Origin of the sequence: Bacillus sp. CCNWLW194 (genome assembly GCF_037120585.1) — a bacterium.
Classification (GTDB): Bacteria; Bacillota; Bacilli; order Bacillales; family Bacillaceae_G; genus Bacillus_A; species Bacillus_A basilensis.
Window position 1 is genome coordinate 235648 of the sequence record NZ_JBBBBL010000010.1, and the last position, 17964, is coordinate 253611.

The window sequence follows — 17964 nt, forward strand, 5'->3', positions numbered from 1 at the left end:
CCTTCTTTTCATGTATAAAAATGTTAAATATTTTCATTTTACTGAATTTTCTAGTATCATGTTTTTAGATACTTATAATAAGGGGGATATAATAAATGAAAGATGTAATTGAGAAACGCCATATTCGTGCAGAAGTTCCTACTGAACTAACATGGGACCTCTCTGATTTATTCGAATCTGATAAAGAGTGGGAAACTGCATTACGTGTATTAACAAATGATATAAAAAAACTTGATGCGTTTAAAGGGCAATTACACACTAGCCCCACTACCTTATTACATTGCCTACTTTTAGAAGAAGAGCTTTTAATGAAGTTAACAAAACTATACTCCTATGCAAATTTAAAAGAATCTGCTGATCGTACAAATCCAGTTATTCAAGCGAACTCTTCCAAAATTGCTGCTTTATGGACGAAAGTACATACTGCACTTTCCTTTATTCACAATGAAATCCTTTCATTCGATGAAGGCACAATTGAAAAATATATAACTGAAGAAACAAAACTTGAACCTTTCCGTAAATCATTACTAGACATACTACAAAAAAGGCCGCACACGCTCTCTCCCGAAACAGAAGAAGTTCTTGCTGCGCTTGGCGAAGTACATAGTTCTCCATACAAAATTTACGGTATGACTAAATTAGCCGATATGGATTTTACCTCTATACAAGACGAACAAGGAAAGGAACTACCTGTCTCATTTGCATTATTTGAGAGCAAATATGAGTTTTCTCCAAGCGTAGACATACGTAGAAAAGCATACTCATCATTTGTTTCCACCTTGAAACGATATAAAAATACAGTGGCAACAACATATGCGACTGAAGTAAAAAAACAAGTAACACTTTCTTGTTTACGCAAATTTGAATCTGTTACTCATATGCTTTTAGAACCACAAAAAGTCCCACTTGAAATGTATAACAATCAACTTGATATTATTTATAAAGAATTAGCGCCTCATATGCGCCGTTTTGCAGATTTAAAAAAGAGAGTATTAGGACTCGATCAAATGCTGTTCTGCGACTTACATGCACCTTTAGATCCCGAATTTAATCCGGCAATTACTTACGAAGAAGCTGGAAAACTTATTCAAGACTCTTTACAAGTACTCGGCGATGAATATAGTTCCATTATCGAAAAAGGATTCAAAGAAAGATGGGTCGATCTTGCAGATAACGTAGGCAAATCAACTGGAGCATTTTGTTCAAGCCCATATGGTTCTCATCCATACATTTTAATTACATGGCAAAATACGATGCGTGGATGCTTCACATTAGCCCATGAATTTGGGCATGCTGGTCATTTTTATTTAGCAAATAAAAACCAGCGTATTATGAATGTACGTCCATCCATGTACTTTGTTGAAGCACCCTCTACAATGAATGAATTATTATTAGCCCAGCATTTATTAGCGACTACTGACGATAAGAGAATGCACAGATGGGTGATTCTGCAACTACTCGGCACATATTATCATAACTTTGTTACTCACTTACTTGAGGGAGAATACCAAAGAAGAGTGTACACTCTAGCAGAAGAAGGAGAAGCACTTACAGCCACAACTTTAACTGAAATAAAAACAAATGTACTTTCGACATTCTGGGGTGATTCTGTAGAAATTGATGAAGGTGCTGGCTTAACTTGGATGCGTCAACCTCATTATTATATGGGCTTATATTCTTACACCTATTCCGCAGGCCTCACTGCATCTACTGCGGTAGCTCAAATGATTAAAGAGGAAGGGCAACCTGCCGTTGATCGTTGGTTAGATGTACTTCGCGCTGGTGGTACGATGAAACCACTTGAATTAATGAAACACGCCGGAGTAGATATGTCAAAACCAGATGCAATCCGTAAAGCTGTTTCTTACGTCGGTTCCTTAATCGATCAATTAGAGCGCTCTTATCAAGAATAAAAAAATAAGCCCTCGCTTTATGAGGGCTTATTTCATATTTACTTTCCAAATCTTTTACGGTATCCACATTTCCTACATAGTTCTTCGACTGCAACCCTTTTCGAAAATCCATCGACAATGTTTGTCGCTCTCTCACCTTCTATAATGTTAGAAAATGAATCATTATTAATATTCCCAAGGTTAATAATCCCTTCACCATCTAAACAACAAGGAATAACCGTTCCGTTCGCTAAAATACCAGCTTGATTTCGAAGACCATGACAGAATCCTTTTCCATCATCCTCTTCTTCGTGCAATGCTGGCCACTGGAATTCATAGTCTTGATTAATGAAGACACGTTCCGCAATTTTTATACCTTTTCCTGGTGTAAGCTTCTCTTCAATTTGATAAGATAAATCAAACTCATTTTCAATGATGGATAATAACTCTCTATTTTTCTGGATTTCAGCATTTGTTTTATTATCCTGCGTTAAATTCCATAAACGTAGTGAAACAATTAAATCCGATTGACTTGTCGCTTCTCTAATGAAGGAAAGTATACTTCTTACATAGCCTTCTTTATCCTGTGAACCTGGGTGTCCATCAAAACTATGCAATGAAAAATTCATTTGTCTTAGAGCAGGTTTATTTAACAGTCTATGCCTTCTCTTATTAATTAACGTCCCGTTCGTTGTAATATTAACTTTAAACCCTTTTTCATGGCTTAAATCTAACAATTGATCTATTTTCGGATGTAGCAACGGCTCACCCTTCACGTGCAAATAAATGTAGTCTGTGTGAGGTTTAATTTGGTCTAATCTTTTAGCAAAATCCTCCACAGAAATGAATTGCTTCTGCCTTTCCGTCGGCGGACAAAAGCTACACGCAAGATTACATACACTCGTAATCTCCAAGTAAAATTTCTTAAACTTCTTCACCTTTAACTCCTCACTTCTATGACTACTTATACTTTTTCCTCTTCATATTACAGCACACTTTTTTAGAAATAGAAACATACTTATTTTAGGAAATCTATATACCACCTATTAATATGTAAAAGACCATCGGTAATTTTTGTCCAATGGCCTTTTTTACTCTTTTTATATAGAAAAAGTAATTTTACTTATGATACGGTTCCCCACGATTAATACGAAATGCTCTATACACTTGCTCAAGCAACACTAATCGCATTAATTGATGTGGTAACGTCATCTTTGAAAAGGAAAGTGACTCGTTTGAACGCTTCATTACTTCTGAACTTAGTCCAAGTGATCCACCAATTACAAACGCAACTTTACTCTTTCCATATGTAGCAAGACGATCTAAACTTACTGCAAATTCTTCTGATGACTTTTGTTTTCCTTCTATCGCTAACGCAATTACGTGCGTATCATCAGAAATTTTATCCAGTATACGTATACCTTCTTTTTCTTTTACAATTAACATTTCTGCTTCACTTAAATTTTCTGGTGCCTTTTCATCTGGTAATTCAATTACTTCTACTTTTGCGTATGCAGATAATCTTTTTAAGTATTCTGCTATACCTTGTTTTAAATATTTTTCTTTTAATTTCCCAATTGAAATAATAGAGATATTCACACTTATTCCCCACCTTACAAACATGTTATCCACATAACTTATCCACATATCCACAATTGTTACCCACATATTGTGTGAGAATCTGTGTTCGATACAACATATGTCGCCTCATTTTGACAAAATTCACATGTTTTTTTCTCTTTTTCTAAGTTATCCACATTGTTAATAACCGGTGCAACTTCACACTCATCCACAATAATATCTAAAGCTAATTCAACATGTTCTAAACAACAAGGTAAATTCATATTCTTCACCTCACTTTTCTACAATAGAAAACAGGAGGTAGGCCCTCCTGTTTTCAATACTTTTGAATGCCTAGTTTAACGGTTGTTGTTGCTCGTTTTGTACCACGATAAAACGTAAGAGTCATTTTATCATTAATTTTTTTATCATATAAGGCCGTACGGAATCCGATAATATCGCGAACCAGTTTTCCATCTACTGCTACAATTACATCGTGTTCTCTTAAACCAGCATCTGCACCTGGCGAAGGACTTTTCACATCTAAAATACAAACTCCCTCTGTTACATTGCCTGGTAAATGCAATGTTTTTGACCAATAATAATTTGGAATTTCATTTAATGATCTAAGTTCAATTCCAACATACGGTCTCCTTACTTTTCCGTACTTCTCCAGCTCATTCATAATCGGAACAGCTCTAGTAACAGGAATAGCTAGTCCAATTCCTTCTACTTCTTTTGCTGCAATTTTCATTGAGTTAATACCAATTAATTGACCTGCCGCATTTACAAGTGCACCACCACTATTACCTGGATTAATTGCTGCATCTGTTTGCAATACTTCTACTTGCCAATCATAATGTCCGTCTTGATCTAAATCTACAGGGACGATACGTTCATTAGCCGAAATAATGCCTTGTGTGACAGTCCCAGAAAATTGCAGCCCGAGCGGATTTCCAATCGCAATGACTGGTTCTCCTCTACGAACAGTGTTGGAATCGCCAATTTCAATTACCTTTTTCACATGCTTTGCATCGATTTCTAGTACAGCCAAATCTGTGACTACATCGGTCCCTAATACTTTTCCTGGAACCTTCTTACCGTCACTTAAACTTACTTCAATGCGATTTGCTCCAGCAACAACATGATTATTCGTTACAATATAAGCTTGGCCATCTGTCTTTTTATAAATGACACCCGATCCTGTGCCAGCTTCTGAATCTGCCTCTGAAAAATTATCTCGTTGGATATTAATAACGCCAACAACGGCTTCAGACGCACGATCAACAGCATCCACAAAGCTAATCTGTTTAATTCCTTGAGCTTCGGCCATATTACTTCCACTTGCTTCAGCTTGCGGAAGCGCGCCCCCATCATTTGAAAATAAAGGAGCTCCAAATGCAAATAACGAAGCTCCTACAATTGTTCCTGCTATGCTAGAAATAACAATACCTTTATGCTTCTTTTTCTTTGCACGTTTCATACGATAATTTTCTTCATCAATAAAGGACATATTTGTTCACCCATCTTCCTGAAAACAACTATATTCACCTTTATTGTTTACTAAAATAAAGAATTATACGTATTGAATTTTTGTAGGCATTTTTGGATCTGTATCATGAATTTCGAAGGCTTCTCCCACTCCAAATCCTTTTTCCTCTAATACTTGTGATACTGACATACGCGCTAGTTCTTTCATGTTGTTATCTAAACTTAAATGGGCTAAATAAATATGTTTTGTCTCATCTGTAATTACATCCGCCATCGCTAATGCAGCATCTTCATTACAAACGTGCCCTACATCACTTAAAATACGTCGCTTAATACTCCATGGATAACGACCCATACGAAGCATTTCCACGTCATGATTACTTTCAAACACGAAAGCATTCGCCCCCTTAATCACACCTTTCATACGGTCACTTACGTATCCCGTATCTGTAATAAGGGCTAACTTTCTATTATTGTTATGAAAGGCATAGAACATCGGCTCTGCCGCATCATGAGAAACCCCAAATGACTCGACCTCAATATCACCGAATGTTTTCACATCCCCAACTGAGAAAATGAACTTTTGCTCAGTTGGGATATTTCCTATTAAGTGTTCCATTGCATTCCATGTTTTCTCATTTGCATAAACAGGTAAATCATATTTACGTGCCAATACACCTAATCCTTTAATATGATCACTATGTTCATGCGTTACAAGAATACCTGATACATCATTTATATTTAGTTCTGCCTGTTTAAATAAAGCCTCTGTTGCTTTACCACTTAAACCTGCATCGACGAGTAATTTTTTTTCATCCGTTCCTACATATAGCATATTCCCTGTACTTCCACTTGCAAGTACGCTAAAATGCAACCCCATTCTTTCTCACTCCAGTATGTTCATCAACCACTTGATTTTCCCTTTCACCTAATTCCATAACTTGTCCTTCAATTGCATTTACAAAGAAGTCCTGCTTCTGCTCCGTTTTTAAATTCCAGGTTGGAGCGAGTACTTGGTTATTAGAAGTAGACGCGGTAAGGGTGGCATAACCAATTTGTGCTTCTTTTACATGTGTATTCCCATGAACTTTATTTTTTAAATACAGGTTTTCTAAAGCCGTTTGGGCCGTAATAATTTCTTGCTGTTTCGTTTTTTCACTTTCGCCCATTTCTTTTAAATCAGTTAGCATCGTCTGCGTGTAAGACACAAGTTCATTTTTTTCATTTAATTCCACGACAATCATTGCCTGTTCGTTATAGAAAATAGGCTTATCTTTATATTTTTGGAAGAAGTAAATTTTAGAGTCTTTCATTGCCCCAAACTCATACTTTTGTCCATCCAATACATAGTTCTTCAAAAAATCATTATACTTATCTTTGGATAATGATTTTGTATTTAAAAAGGGCTCTTTTAGCTTACTTTCTATCTTGTACATATTTTGTATATGCGCTGTTTGATTTTTTAAAGACTGTACATCTTCTTCTTTAAATGCCTTGTTTTCTGCTCTAATAAATGACTCTTTTTTCGGTTCTTTAGGGAAATTACCCATAGTAATTTTGTTTGCTTTTAATTCTTGATCTATCTTTGTTTCTGCAATAAGCTCCAATTGATTACTATCTTGCTTTTGAATGAATTGAAAGATGAGAAAGAGATCCAAAACAAAAAAGGTCACAATAAATATGGTTTTAATCCGATCCCAATCCATTTAGTCCTCCCTCACTCCACTCATATATTTTTTGTTTGCCAGCTTCATCTTCAACAAACTTTACATACCAAATTGGCTGTAGTCGAGCTACTTGCCCATCTAGTGATAATTTGTATCCAATACCAATGTCTTTAATGAGTCGTTTATCTACAGCGGCATTATTTTCTAAGGATGCTATCACAACGTGCCCTGATGGAAGAGTAACCTTCTGTTCTATACCTTTCGTATTTAAAGACAACAATGGTCTTTCATATTCCATTACCTCTTCTGATCCCCATACTTGCCTCAATTCAGCTAATCCATCTGTATTGAATACGGAATATCCATCTTCATGTAAACGGAATACCGTCTGCCCTTTATTCATATAGTCCAAACGATATGAATCCAGGCTTCCACTGTGACCATTTACAAAATCAAAGCTTTTTTGTAAAAGCATTAAATTATCTGTCGTTTTGTCGCTTGAAACAGAAGAATTTTTATACTTTAGCATATGCTGATTGTTTTCAATCTCCATGGACCTAATACCATCTGTAAATATTTCTTTCGATTGCTCGACAATCGGGCTTAAATAACGTGGGTCACTAAAAAGAGCATTCTTAAATGTATCAACTGCTAAATTAGATGAAATATATGTTATATTACTTAATTCTGTCGTTCCATCTGGTAAAAATAGCTTTTTCATATCATTAATTTGATAGTCAAAATAAGGTTTCGCTGATACTATAAATTGATTTTGTGCATTTACAATATCTTTTAAATACACACCACTTAATTTTGCTTCATATATTCTAGAGTTATCACCATCAGAAACGAAACTAATTTTAATTTCCTGGTCCCTACTTCTAGAAGGATCGAGAATAATTCGATTAAAGTGTTTCGGCTTATCTATACTTTTTTCTTTCATACTAAACATAGATTTAACTGCATCAAATGGGATGTTGGTAGGGAAAATAAGTTCAATTTTCCCTTCACCATGCACATAAGAAAGGAAGTCAGCCTTAGCAATCGATATCTCTTTGAAACCATGTAATTCCCCGGCCTCCAAAGGTTTATAGATTGATTCTATATCTCCCTCTCTTTTGCTTCCGTAATGATTTTTATCTTTATGCACGATGATAGAAGTAGGGCGGACAACATCAGCGATTTTAGTTTGAGTAATTCCTTCATTCCCCTGCACAAATTTCGCGTTTTGCATAGACGTGGAATCTGGCACATACGTCCATAAGTTAAAAGTAAGAAATAGGCTAATTACAACTAAATTAATTAAAACTATTGTTTTAACATTTTCCATACTCATTCCCAATCGTCCTCTTCATCCGCTGCCATTGGCAAAGTGAAATAAATCGTTGTCCCTTTTCCTTCCTCACTCTTCGCCCAAATCGAGCCACCATGTGCCTCAATCATTTCTTTCGCAATTGCTAACCCAAGTCCTGTACCGCCCATTTGTCTTGAACGTGCTTTATCTACGCGATAAAAACGTTCAAAGATTTTATCGACGTTTTCTTTCGGAATACCCATTCCTTGGTCACTTACACTAATCTCTAATAATTCCCCGCGATCACGTAAGCGATATGTTACTGTTCCACCCTCTGGTGAATACTTTAATGCATTCGAAATAATGTTATACAATACTTGCGTAATTTTATCCGTATCCATATCAATAAATCGAGATTTTTTAGAGAAAGATCGTTTGAAACTTACATTTTGCTCTTTAGACATTTCAAAACGATCAATAATGTTATTAAAGAAGTCAGTAAAGTCGACCCATTCTTTCATTAAACGATGTTCTGTACTATCAAGTTTAGATAGTTGCAATAACGCATTTACAAGTCTAATCATTCTTTCTGTTTCTTCTTGTGTAACTGTTAAAAATTGCGGTGCAATATTCGGATCTTGCCACGCACCGTCCGTAAGTGCTTCTAAGTAACTGCGCATTGTTGTTAATGGCGTTCTTAATTCATGAGAAACGTTTGCCACAAACTCGCGGCGTTCCCTTTCTATACGCTCCTGCTCAGTTACATCATATAATACGGCAATTAAACCATTCGCTTTCCCTGTCTCTTTTTGAATAACAGAGAAACTTGCGCGTAAAATATATGGCTCATTTCTCGTACTAAAATCTAATAAAACAGAATCAGGCTCTTCGTATAAATGATCGAGCGTAAATTCTTCTTGTATCCCTAATACTTCTAAAACAGATTGATCGAGCGCGGTTTCACGCGAAACATTTAGCATCTTTTCTGCAGGATCATTTAATAAAATAATGTCCCCTTTTCGGTCAGTAGCAATTACCCCATCTGTCATATGTGATAAAACGGATGATAATTTACGTCTTTCACTTTCCGTTGAAGAACGAGCTTGTTGTAATTTTTTTGATAAATTATTGAAAGATAGTGCTAATTGCCCAATTTCATCATGGCTATGCACCTTTACTTTTCTTGAATAGTTCCCTTTTGCCATTTCAATTGCTTGTCTTCGCATATCTGAGATTGGTCTCGTAATTGTTTGAGCTAACAAAATTCCAAGTACAGCTGTTACGAGTAATGCAATAACGGTTCCGGTTGCAAAGATTTGATTAATATCCTTCATCTGTTTATAAACATCTTCCATAGATGCAACAATGTAAATAACACCAAGTGCATCTTTGCCGTTATCAGCTAGAATAGGAGTAAGCATAACTTGTACACGATGACCTGTACGACCATCCTTCTCAATTTTCACTTCTGGCTTTTTTTGTACCAACACCCGCTGAACAGCTATATCAGTTGATGTTCTATTTACCTTGTTTTGCTTTGACTCATCTGAAATAGCAAGCAGCTTTCTATTCGAATCAAATACACTTACCTCTTGGATATCTTTCTTTCGATCAGAGGCAAATTTTCGAATTGAAGTTTTAATCGTTTCATCTGTTGACTCTGTCTCTGCTTTTGTATAACTTTTATTAAACTCTTGTTTCAAGTTATACGATAATAAGTTCGTTTGCTGCGTTAACGAATCTTTAAAACCTTGTACAAGACTCTTTTCTAGCTCTCTTACGAAATATACCCCAATAACTTGCATAGCTATCAATATTAATAGCATATATATGAGTACAAATTTTAAATGAATAGATTGAAAAAAACCGACTTTCTTCATATACTATTCCTGCTCTGGGTCACGCAAGTAATACCCTACCCCACGCCTAGTAACAATTAAAGTAGGATGACTTGGATTATCTTCAATTTTTTCACGTAAACGACGCACTGTTACATCCACTGTACGTACATCCCCAAAATAGTCATAACCCCAAACTGTTTGTAATAAATGTTCGCGTGTCATAACTTGTCCTAAATGTTTTGCTAAATAATGTAGTAACTCAAATTCACGATGTGTAAGTTCAATATTTTCCTCACGTTTTGTTACACTATACGCATTTGGATTGATAACAATTGGTCCAATAACCATTTCCGTATTTTCTTCTTTTTCTGCAGCACCGCCTTGTTGATGGCGACGTAAGTTAGCCTTTACGCGAGCAAGCAATTCCCTCGTACTAAATGGCTTTGTTACATAATCATCTGCCCCAAGCTCAAGCCCTAATACTTTATCAATTTCAGAATCCTTCGCCGTAAGCATAATAATCGGCATTTCTGAGCTTTTACGTATTTCACGGCAAACCTCTAAGCCATCCTTACCTGGTAACATAATATCTAATAAAACCATATCTGGCTGTTCTTCATTCGCTTTTTCAATCGCCTCATCACCATCATGCGCCATTACAATTTCAAAACCTTCTTTTTCTAGATTGAACTTCAAAATATCCGCAATCGGCTTTTCATCATCAACTACTAAAATTTTCTTTCCCATCATCGTCTATTTCCTCCTTATAAAAATATGGTCAATATCCCTAAACACATTGATGTCTACATAGTATGTCCCTATATGACCGCATCTTTTGCTTAAGTGCTTTCTCCTCTATTCTCACAGACTCATGTATGATCCACTTTTACACGGAATCCTATACGATCTATAGAAAAACCTCTAGCTTCAACTGCTAGAGGCTCCTCATTCTATTTTAAAATAACTACTCAATTTTGTAAAATTACACAAATAAAAAGGATATTAAGTGGGCCCACTTAATATCCTGAGAGTGGCTCGGGACGGAATCGAACCGCCGACACGAGGATTTTCAGTCCTCTGCTCTACCGACTGAGCTACCGAGCCAAAACTATATATAAAACCACTAATGGTGGTATAAACAAAAGTGGCGGTCCCGACCGGGGTCGAACCGGCGATCTCCTGCGTGACAGGCAGGCATGTTAACCACTACACCACGGGACCAAAAATGAACATAAAAAAAACATGACCCGTACGGGATTCGAACCCGTGTTACCGCCGTGAAAGGGCGGTGTCTTAACCACTTGACCAACGGGCCACGAAAAATAAAATGGTGAGCCATGAAGGACTCGAACCTTCGACCCTCTGATTAAAAGTCAGATGCTCTACCAACTGAGCTAATGGCTCATACTCACCAACGTCATATTTTCGTGACGACAAGATGTATCATAACATGTTTCCTTTTCTTTTTGCAATACTTTTTTTATTTTTTTATAAAAGATAAGAAAAAAACTCATGCGGACATGAGTTTTTTTCTTGAAAATATCAATTAAGCTTCGTATACGTTACGAACGATATTTGTTTGGTTACGATCTGGTCCAACTGAGAACATAGATAATTGAATTCCTGTTAACTCAGAAACACGTTCTACGTATTTTCGTGCATTTTCAGGAAGCTCATCTAATGATTTTACACCAGTAATATCTTCTGTCCAACCTGGAAGCTCTTCGTATACAGGCTCACATTTCGCTAAAATGTTTAAGTTTGCTGGAACTTCATCGATAACTTTGCCATCGCATTTGTAAGCAACACAAATTTTAAGAGTCGGAATACCCGTTAGAACGTCGATAGAATTTAATGATAGATCTGTTAAACCACTAACACGACGTGCATGTCTTACAACAACACTATCGAACCAACCTACGCGGCGTGGACGACCAGTTGTTGTTCCATACTCACGACCAACTTCACGAATTTGGTGACCAATTTCATCATTAAGCTCAGTAGGGAATGGACCATCACCTACGCGGCTTGTATATGCTTTACATACACCTACAACGCGCGTAACTTTCGCTGGACCAACTCCAGTTCCAACTGTTACACCACCAGCAATTGGGTTAGAAGATGTAACGAATGGATACGTACCGTGGTCAATATCAAGCATAACACCTTGTGCACCTTCAAATAATACACGGTGATTGTTATCTAATGCATCATTTAATACAACAGACGTATCACATACATATTGTGCGATTTGTTGGCCGTACTCGAAGTATTCTTCAAAGATTTCTTCTACACTGAAACCTTCTGTATCGTACATTTTTTCAAACAAACGATTTTTTTGTGCTAAATTGCGCTCAAGCTTCTCTTTAAATGCTTCACGGTCTAAAAGATCAGCCATACGAATACCAATACGAGCAGCTTTATCCATATATGCAGGACCGATACCTTTTTTCGTTGTACCGATTTTGTCATCACCTTTACTTGCTTCTTCTAACTCATCTTGTTTTAAGTGATAAGGTAAAATAACGTGCGCACGGTTACTTACGCGTAAATTATCAGTACTTACACCACGGTCGTGTAAGTATTTTAACTCTTCAAGTAATGCTTTCGGATCTACTACTAAGCCGTTTCCGATTACACAAATTTTCTCTTTATAAAAAATACCAGATGGAATTAAGTGTAATTTATATTTAACTCCGCCGAAAACAATTGTATGTCCTGCGTTATTTCCACCTTGATATCTTGCAACTACTTCCGCATGCTCAGAAAGAAAGTCAGTGATTTTCCCTTTTCCTTCGTCGCCCCATTGTGTTCCTACAACTACTACTGAAGACATTATTAAAGCACCTCCGCAATTTTCAAACGATCTATTCAAACAATATAATTGTACCAAAACCGAAAAAGAAGTCAACCAAAAAGCGAACATTTTTTTATTAAAAAACATTTTCGTTCGTAAGAATTATATTTTTACATTATGAAAGCCTTATCTTTCCTATAAAAAAAAAGAAACACATCTTATTATAAGAAATGCGTTTCTTTTTTATACTATCTTTATGCAGGCGGTGCATGTCCATCCTCGAAGCGGCGTTCTAAGTTAACGAACTTATTGAACTCTTTAACGAATGCCAGCTCTACTGAACCTACAGGACCGTTACGCTGCTTTGCAATAATAATTTCAATCGTGTTTTTATTTTCCGTTTCTCGGTCATAGTAATCTTCACGATATAAGAAGGCTACAATATCAGCATCCTGCTCGATACTCCCCGATTCACGAATATCAGACATCATCGGACGTTTATCTTGACGAGATTCTACACCACGAGATAACTGTGACAAGGCAATAACAGGCACTTGTAATTCACGCGCAATCCCTTTTAGTGTACGAGAAATTTCAGATACTTCCTGCTGACGGTTTTCTCCTGATTTCCCACTTCCTTGAATAAGCTGTAAGTAGTCAATCAAAACCATCCCAAGACCTTGTTCTTGCTTTAATCTACGACACTTTGCTCGAATCTCATTTACTTTAATCCCTGGTGTATCATCAATATAGATACCAGCATTAGAAAGGCTACCCATCGCCATCGTTAATTTCGCCCAATCATCAGAAGTTAATGAACCGGTACGAAGTCTTTGTGCATCAATATTTCCTTCTGCACAAAGCATACGCATAACAAGCTGATCAGAGCCCATCTCTAGACTGAAAATCGCTACATTTTCATCCGTTTTCGTCGCTACGTTTTGTGCGATATTTAATGAAAATGCGGTTTTCCCTACCGATGGACGTGCCGCTACGATAATTAAATCATTTCGCTGGAACCCTGCCGTCATCTTATCTAATTCAGTAAATCCAGTTGGTATCCCAGTAACTTCACCTTTTTGATTATGCAAAAGTTCGATTTTATCGTAAGCATCTACAAGAACGTCTTTAATATTTTGGAATGCTTTAGCATTCGTTTGATGAGATACTTCTAATATCTTTTTCTCAGCCTCATTTAAAAGGCCATCCACGTCATCTTCTCTCTCATACCCATCAGACACGATATGAGTCGCCGTTCGAATCAAGCGACGTAACAGTGCTTTTTCAGCGATGATTCGTGCATAATACTCTACGTTAGCGGCAGTTGGAACAACTTCTGCTAATTCCGCTAAGTAAGAAACCCCACCAACTTCTTCTAGTAATCCTTGATCAGCCATCGCTGATGTCATTATTACTAAGTCAATCGGCTCTCCTTTATCAGATAACCCAAGCATGACTTCAAAAATCTTTTGATGTTTCGTTCGATAGAATGAGTCAGGTACTAATAACTCTGATGCTGCCGTTAATGCATCTTGATCAATTAATATAGCTCCTAAAACCGCCTGCTCGGCCTCTATATTATGCGGAGGGGTACGATCAGCAAGTACATCACTCATACGCAATCCTCCTTGCTTAATTTATTTTTATTGTTCACTAACATGAACTTTTACTGTCGCTGTTACTTGCGGGTGCAATTTCACAGTAACGTTTGTATAGCCTAATGCGCGAATTGCATCATCCATTTCAAATTTACGCTTATCAAGTTTAATCTTGTGTGATTTTTGCATTGCATCTACGATTTGTTTACTTGTGATTGAACCGAATAGACGGCCACCTTCACCAGATTTAGCCTTTAATTCTACAGTTAGTTTCTCTAATGTTTCTTTTAATTGTTTTGCACTTTCAAGCTCTGCTGCTGCATCTTTTTCTTCTTTGCGTTTTTGAGCTTCTAAAGTTTTCATACTGCTATTTGTCGCTTCAGCAGCTAATCCTTGTTTTAGTAAGAAGTTATTTGCATAGCCATCTGGTACGTTTTTTATTTCTCCTTTTTTCCCTTTACCTTTTACGTCTTTTAGAAAAATTACTTTCATGATTGTGTGCCTCCCTGTAAATAGTCATCAATAACAAATCGAAGCTTCTCCTCAGCTTCATCTACTGTAACATTTTTCATTTGTGTGGCCGCATTCGTTAAATGCCCGCCACCGCCTAAGTTTTCCATAATTAGCTGCACATTCACTTCACCTAAAGACCTGCCGCTAATTCCAATGAAATTCTCGCCACGTTTCGCAATAACAAATGAAGCAATAATTCCTGTCATTGTTAATAATGTGTCCGCTGATTGCGCAATAAGCACTTGATCGTAGTAATCATCACTATCAACTTTTGCAATCGCAATTCCATTTGTATAAATGTACGCATTTTTAATAGCTTTTGCAACCCGTAAATACTGATCCATATCTTCTTTTAGAAGCTCTTGTACAAGTACAGTATCTGCACCATGTGAGCGTAAATAAGAAGCGGCATCAAACGTACGAGCACCCGTACGGAATGTAAAGCTTTTCGTATCAACGATAATACCTGCTAACAATGCCGTTGCTTCTAACATTGTCATTTTTAAATTTTTCGGTTGATATTCAAGTAATTCTGTAACAAGTTCTGCCGTGGAAGAAGCATATGGCTCCATGTAAACAAGCAATGGATCCTCAATAAAATCCTCTCCTCGGCGATGATGGTCAATAACAACTACATTTTCAATTTTGTGTAACAGCTTTTCCTCCATCACCATTGAAGGTTTATGCGTATCAACAACAACAAGTAAAGAATCGTCATTTGCAAATTCCATCGCTTGTCCTGGTGTAATAAAGTGAGACCATAACTCTTCGTTTTGTTTCACTTTATCCATCAAACGCTTAATTCCCTTGTCAGAATCATTTTCATCTAGCACAATATATCCTTTGCGCTCATTTAATTGCGCTACCTTTAAAATACCAATCGCAGCACCAATTGCGTCCATATCAGGAGCCCTGTGCCCCATTATAATGACATTACTACTTTCTAATACTAAATCCTTTAATGCATGCGAAATAACTCTAGCACGTACACGAGTACGTTTTTCAACTGGATTTGTCTTACCACCATAAAACTTAACTTTACCCGTTGCTTGTTTAATAGCTACTTGATCTCCACCACGGCCAAGCGCAAGGTCTAAACCGGACTGAGCCATCGCCCCAAGCTCTGATAAAGGTAAATCACCTGATCCAACACCTACACTTAAGGTGAGTGGTATATTCCTTTTGGATGTTTCTTCACGCACTTGATCTAAAATGCTAAATTTCCCTTTCTCCATCTGCGCTAAAATACTTTCATTTAGTACAACGAAGAATCTTTCTGAAGATGCACGTTTTAAATATGCCCCATACTTAACGGCCCATTCATTTAGTCGTGATGTTACAAGACTTGTTATATTCGTACGTAATTGATCATCTAAACCTTGTGTAACTTCATCATAATTATCTAAATAAATGACCGCCAAAACAGTACGTTGATCCTCATACATCTTTTCAATCTCTGTTTGTTCCGTTACATCAAAGAAATAAATTAACTTTTCTTCTTTCCTTACAAAAACACGAAACTTTCGATTATTTAAAGAAACTATATCATCGGAAGTTTCTCCTTTAATAAAAAGAAGTAACGTTTCTGATACATCATAAAGGTGCCATCCAGCTAATGCATGCTGTCCCAGACATGAAGATAAATAAGGATTCGCCCAATCAATCCCATAATCCTTATTGTATAACAAAATACCAATAGGCATTTGGTTAAATGCCTCATTACTCACTTTCTTTACCCTTGTAATCATATCTGTCGTATGCTTTTCGAAATTCTTTTGAAAGGTAAGTTCAAATCGTACAACAACAAAAAGGACGATACAAAAAATAAAAAAGGCGGCTATCCCCATCATTAAATGAAAATAACAAAGGATTGAAATGAGCACAAACACGAAAAATGCCAATACATAAACAGGATATAAAAACCACTGTTTCTTATAAAATTCAGGCATGTATACAACTCCTATAAAGTAAAACTAACTCACCTTCCAGTTAGTTAAACAGATTAAAATAGTATAAGGAATATTACTTCATCCTCCTATTTTAGAACGCAATGAAATCCCTAAATCAATTATACCTAAGATTGTCACAAGAGGAAACAGCATCGGAATAAACATGCAGACAATAAAACTAATAATAGGAACCCCTTTCGTAAACCCTTTGCTATGCGCTAAAAAAGCGATAAATGTCAGACCTTGCAGTACGAGTAGTAAAGCAAATATGACATATAGGTTAGAAAATACCATATGTAAATATGATGTCGGTTCTACTTTTATAAAAGTTGATAGCAAAATAAATATAACGTAATACCAAACAATACTCTTTGGTAATTGTATATCTTTAAATTTAGGCCAAGCTATAACATCGTGTTTTAACTTTCTCAAAACACTGCCCGACAATATTACTGTGATCCAAGAACAACATGCAGAAACGAGCACAAGTATACTTGGAAATAACGTTTGTAATATATCATTCATTTGTGCAAATAACTCTTTTTGCTCTTTACTAATCGGCATACCAGCAGCACTAACTATCTTTTCACTTTGCGCCATACTTTCATTAAACATATTTTGCATTTGCTTCATTAAATCTATGTTAAAAAACTTTATACTCACAACATAAATGAGCATAATACCAATTAAGTATGCAACCGTCCCGGCCATCAAAATTTCTGCCGGCTTTTTTCGTTTTTTATACATATATCCTAAAACGATACCTATCAATCCAAACATAGTTGTCTTCACTAGGTTCATCGGCTGACTAACAATAACAGTAATAAAAAGCGCCGCTGTAAAAATTACAAAGGCATTAGATAATTTATATCTTATCGTTAGCAATATAAATGGCAATGGCAACACAAACGTTACAACCGTACCTAAAATCGGAACATACATAGATATAAGCAACAATATTGCATATATCGCTAACAACGCTGCACCTTCAGTAATAAATTTCGTATTTTTCATCCTCTAACCTCTCTTTCAAAAAAAGAAAAGCATAGCAAAATGCACAGTAGAGTCCGACTCTACTGTGCATTTCATACGCTATTATTCACCAACATATGGTAAAAGTGCCATTTGACGAGCACGTTTAATTGCAACTGTAAGTTTGCGTTGGTATTTCGCGCTTGTTCCTGTTACACGACGAGGTAAAATTTTACCACGCTCAGAAACGAAACGTTTTAATAAATCAACATCTTTATAGTCAATGCGAGTGATGCCGTTAGCTGTGAAGAAACACACCTTACGACGTTTCGCACGTCCACCTTTGCGTCCTGCCATGTCTATTTCCCTCCATTCTTAGTTAAAACTAAC

The 17964-nt window shown here is 36.5% G+C and carries 16 protein-coding genes and 4 tRNA genes; 1 reads left to right on the forward strand and 19 read right to left on the reverse strand.

The window, feature by feature from the left end; genetic code table 11:
• Positions 1-95 precede the first annotated feature (95 nt).
• The gene (gene pepF, locus V7S50_RS22565; protein ID WP_242254062.1) at positions 96-1913 is read left to right on the forward strand and encodes an oligoendopeptidase F; all 1818 of its coding nucleotides are present in this window, start codon (positions 96-98) and stop codon (positions 1911-1913) included.
• Positions 1914-1951: 38 nt separating this feature from the next.
• On the opposite strand, the gene V7S50_RS22570 is transcribed toward pepF, so the two are convergent.
• From V7S50_RS22570 to rpsR, 19 genes are all read right to left on the reverse strand, one after another.
• Positions 1952-2830, reverse strand: a complete 879-nt coding sequence (locus V7S50_RS22570) for a radical SAM/SPASM domain-containing protein (RefSeq protein WP_000713633.1) — start codon at positions 2828-2830, stop codon at positions 1952-1954.
• 181 nt (positions 2831-3011) lie between these two features.
• Positions 3012-3491 (reverse strand): 23S rRNA (pseudouridine(1915)-N(3))-methyltransferase RlmH, encoded by a 480-nt coding sequence (gene rlmH / locus V7S50_RS22575; protein WP_001027003.1) that lies wholly within the window; start codon positions 3489-3491, stop codon positions 3012-3014.
• A 59-nt stretch (positions 3492-3550) separates the two neighbouring features.
• Positions 3551-3736: a CxxH/CxxC protein gene (locus V7S50_RS22580; RefSeq protein WP_001052824.1), complete on the reverse strand. Its 186-nt coding sequence runs from the start codon at positions 3734-3736 to the stop codon at positions 3551-3553.
• Positions 3737-3789: 53 nt separating this feature from the next.
• Entirely contained in the window at positions 3790-4965 is a 1176-nt protein-coding gene (locus V7S50_RS22585) for a S1C family serine protease (RefSeq protein WP_242254060.1), read from the reverse strand.
• 63 nt (positions 4966-5028) lie between these two features.
• Entirely contained in the window at positions 5029-5823 is a 795-nt protein-coding gene (locus V7S50_RS22590) for an MBL fold metallo-hydrolase (protein ID WP_000522836.1), read from the reverse strand.
• Positions 5807-6649 carry a two-component system regulatory protein YycI gene (locus V7S50_RS22595; RefSeq protein WP_060633058.1) on the reverse strand — a complete coding sequence of 281 codons (843 nt, stop codon included), beginning with the start codon at positions 6647-6649 and terminating at the stop codon, positions 5807-5809. The genes V7S50_RS22590 and V7S50_RS22595 overlap by 17 nt, the downstream gene beginning before the upstream one ends.
• The gene (locus V7S50_RS22600) at positions 6630-7946 is read right to left on the reverse strand and encodes a YycH family regulatory protein (protein WP_242254058.1); all 1317 of its coding nucleotides are present in this window, start codon (positions 7944-7946) and stop codon (positions 6630-6632) included. Before V7S50_RS22600 ends, V7S50_RS22595 begins: the two co-directional genes overlap by 20 nt.
• Positions 7943-9784: a cell wall metabolism sensor histidine kinase WalK gene (gene walK / locus V7S50_RS22605; RefSeq protein WP_063223987.1), complete on the reverse strand. Its 1842-nt coding sequence runs from the start codon at positions 9782-9784 to the stop codon at positions 7943-7945. Before walK ends, V7S50_RS22600 begins: the two co-directional genes overlap by 4 nt.
• Positions 9785-9787: 3 nt before the next feature.
• Positions 9788-10495, reverse strand: coding sequence for a cell wall metabolism DNA-binding response regulator WalR (gene walR / locus V7S50_RS22610; RefSeq protein WP_000971865.1), 708 nt, complete (start codon positions 10493-10495; stop codon positions 9788-9790).
• 281 nt (positions 10496-10776) lie between these two features.
• Positions 10777-10849 (reverse strand) — tRNA-Phe (locus V7S50_RS22615).
• Between the two features lie 41 nt (positions 10850-10890).
• A tRNA-Asp gene (locus V7S50_RS22620) sits at positions 10891-10966 on the reverse strand.
• Positions 10967-10988: 22 nt separating this feature from the next.
• Positions 10989-11060: transfer RNA gene (locus V7S50_RS22625), tRNA-Glu, on the reverse strand.
• Positions 11061-11073: 13 nt separating this feature from the next.
• Positions 11074-11149, reverse strand: a tRNA-Lys gene (locus V7S50_RS22630).
• 142 nt (positions 11150-11291) lie between these two features.
• Entirely contained in the window at positions 11292-12581 is a 1290-nt protein-coding gene (locus tag V7S50_RS22635) for an adenylosuccinate synthase (RefSeq protein ID WP_063223988.1), read from the reverse strand.
• Positions 12582-12796: 215 nt separating this feature from the next.
• Complete coding sequence (gene dnaB, locus V7S50_RS22640) at positions 12797-14158, reverse strand: replicative DNA helicase (protein WP_063223989.1); 1362 nt, start codon at positions 14156-14158, stop codon at positions 12797-12799.
• Positions 14159-14185: 27 nt separating this feature from the next.
• Positions 14186-14632: a 50S ribosomal protein L9 gene (gene rplI / locus V7S50_RS22645; protein WP_060633062.1), complete on the reverse strand. Its 447-nt coding sequence runs from the start codon at positions 14630-14632 to the stop codon at positions 14186-14188.
• Entirely contained in the window at positions 14629-16602 is a 1974-nt protein-coding gene (locus V7S50_RS22650; RefSeq protein ID WP_242254056.1) for a DHH family phosphoesterase, read from the reverse strand. The genes rplI and V7S50_RS22650 overlap by 4 nt, the downstream gene beginning before the upstream one ends.
• Before the next feature lie 78 nt (positions 16603-16680).
• Entirely contained in the window at positions 16681-17616 is a 936-nt protein-coding gene (locus V7S50_RS22655; RefSeq protein ID WP_242254054.1) for a YybS family protein, read from the reverse strand.
• A gap of 81 nt (positions 17617-17697) precedes the next feature.
• Positions 17698-17931: a 30S ribosomal protein S18 gene (rpsR, locus tag V7S50_RS22660; RefSeq protein ID WP_000918873.1), complete on the reverse strand. Its 234-nt coding sequence runs from the start codon at positions 17929-17931 to the stop codon at positions 17698-17700.
• Between the last annotated feature and the right edge of the window lie 33 nt (positions 17932-17964).

Coding starts and splice junctions, on each gene's coding strand:
- V7S50_RS22595 (WP_060633058.1), bottom strand. CDS start 6,649: ATGGATTGGGATCGGATTAAAACCATATTTATTGTGACCTTTTTTGTT.
- V7S50_RS22655 (WP_242254054.1), bottom strand. CDS start 17,616: ATGAAAAATACGAAATTTATTACTGAAGGTGCAGCGTTGTTAGCGATA.
- dnaB (WP_063223989.1), bottom strand. CDS start 14,158: ATGAGTGATGTACTTGCTGATCGTACCCCTCCGCATAATATAGAGGCC.
- rpsR (WP_000918873.1), bottom strand. CDS start 17,931: ATGGCAGGACGCAAAGGTGGACGTGCGAAACGTCGTAAGGTGTGTTTC.
- walR (WP_000971865.1), bottom strand. CDS start 10,495: ATGATGGGAAAGAAAATTTTAGTAGTTGATGATGAAAAGCCGATTGCG.
- pepF (WP_242254062.1), top strand. CDS start 96: ATGAAAGATGTAATTGAGAAACGCCATATTCGTGCAGAAGTTCCTACT.
- rplI (WP_060633062.1), bottom strand. CDS start 14,632: ATGAAAGTAATTTTTCTAAAAGACGTAAAAGGTAAAGGGAAAAAAGGA.
- V7S50_RS22585 (WP_242254060.1), bottom strand. CDS start 4,965: ATGTCCTTTATTGATGAAGAAAATTATCGTATGAAACGTGCAAAGAAA.
- V7S50_RS22635 (WP_063223988.1), bottom strand. CDS start 12,581: ATGTCTTCAGTAGTAGTTGTAGGAACACAATGGGGCGACGAAGGAAAA.
- walK (WP_063223987.1), bottom strand. CDS start 9,784: ATGAAGAAAGTCGGTTTTTTTCAATCTATTCATTTAAAATTTGTACTC.
- V7S50_RS22580 (WP_001052824.1), bottom strand. CDS start 3,736: ATGAATTTACCTTGTTGTTTAGAACATGTTGAATTAGCTTTAGATATT.
- V7S50_RS22590 (WP_000522836.1), bottom strand. CDS start 5,823: ATGGGGTTGCATTTTAGCGTACTTGCAAGTGGAAGTACAGGGAATATG.
- V7S50_RS22600 (WP_242254058.1), bottom strand. CDS start 7,946: ATGAGTATGGAAAATGTTAAAACAATAGTTTTAATTAATTTAGTTGTA.
- V7S50_RS22650 (WP_242254056.1), bottom strand. CDS start 16,602: ATGCCTGAATTTTATAAGAAACAGTGGTTTTTATATCCTGTTTATGTA.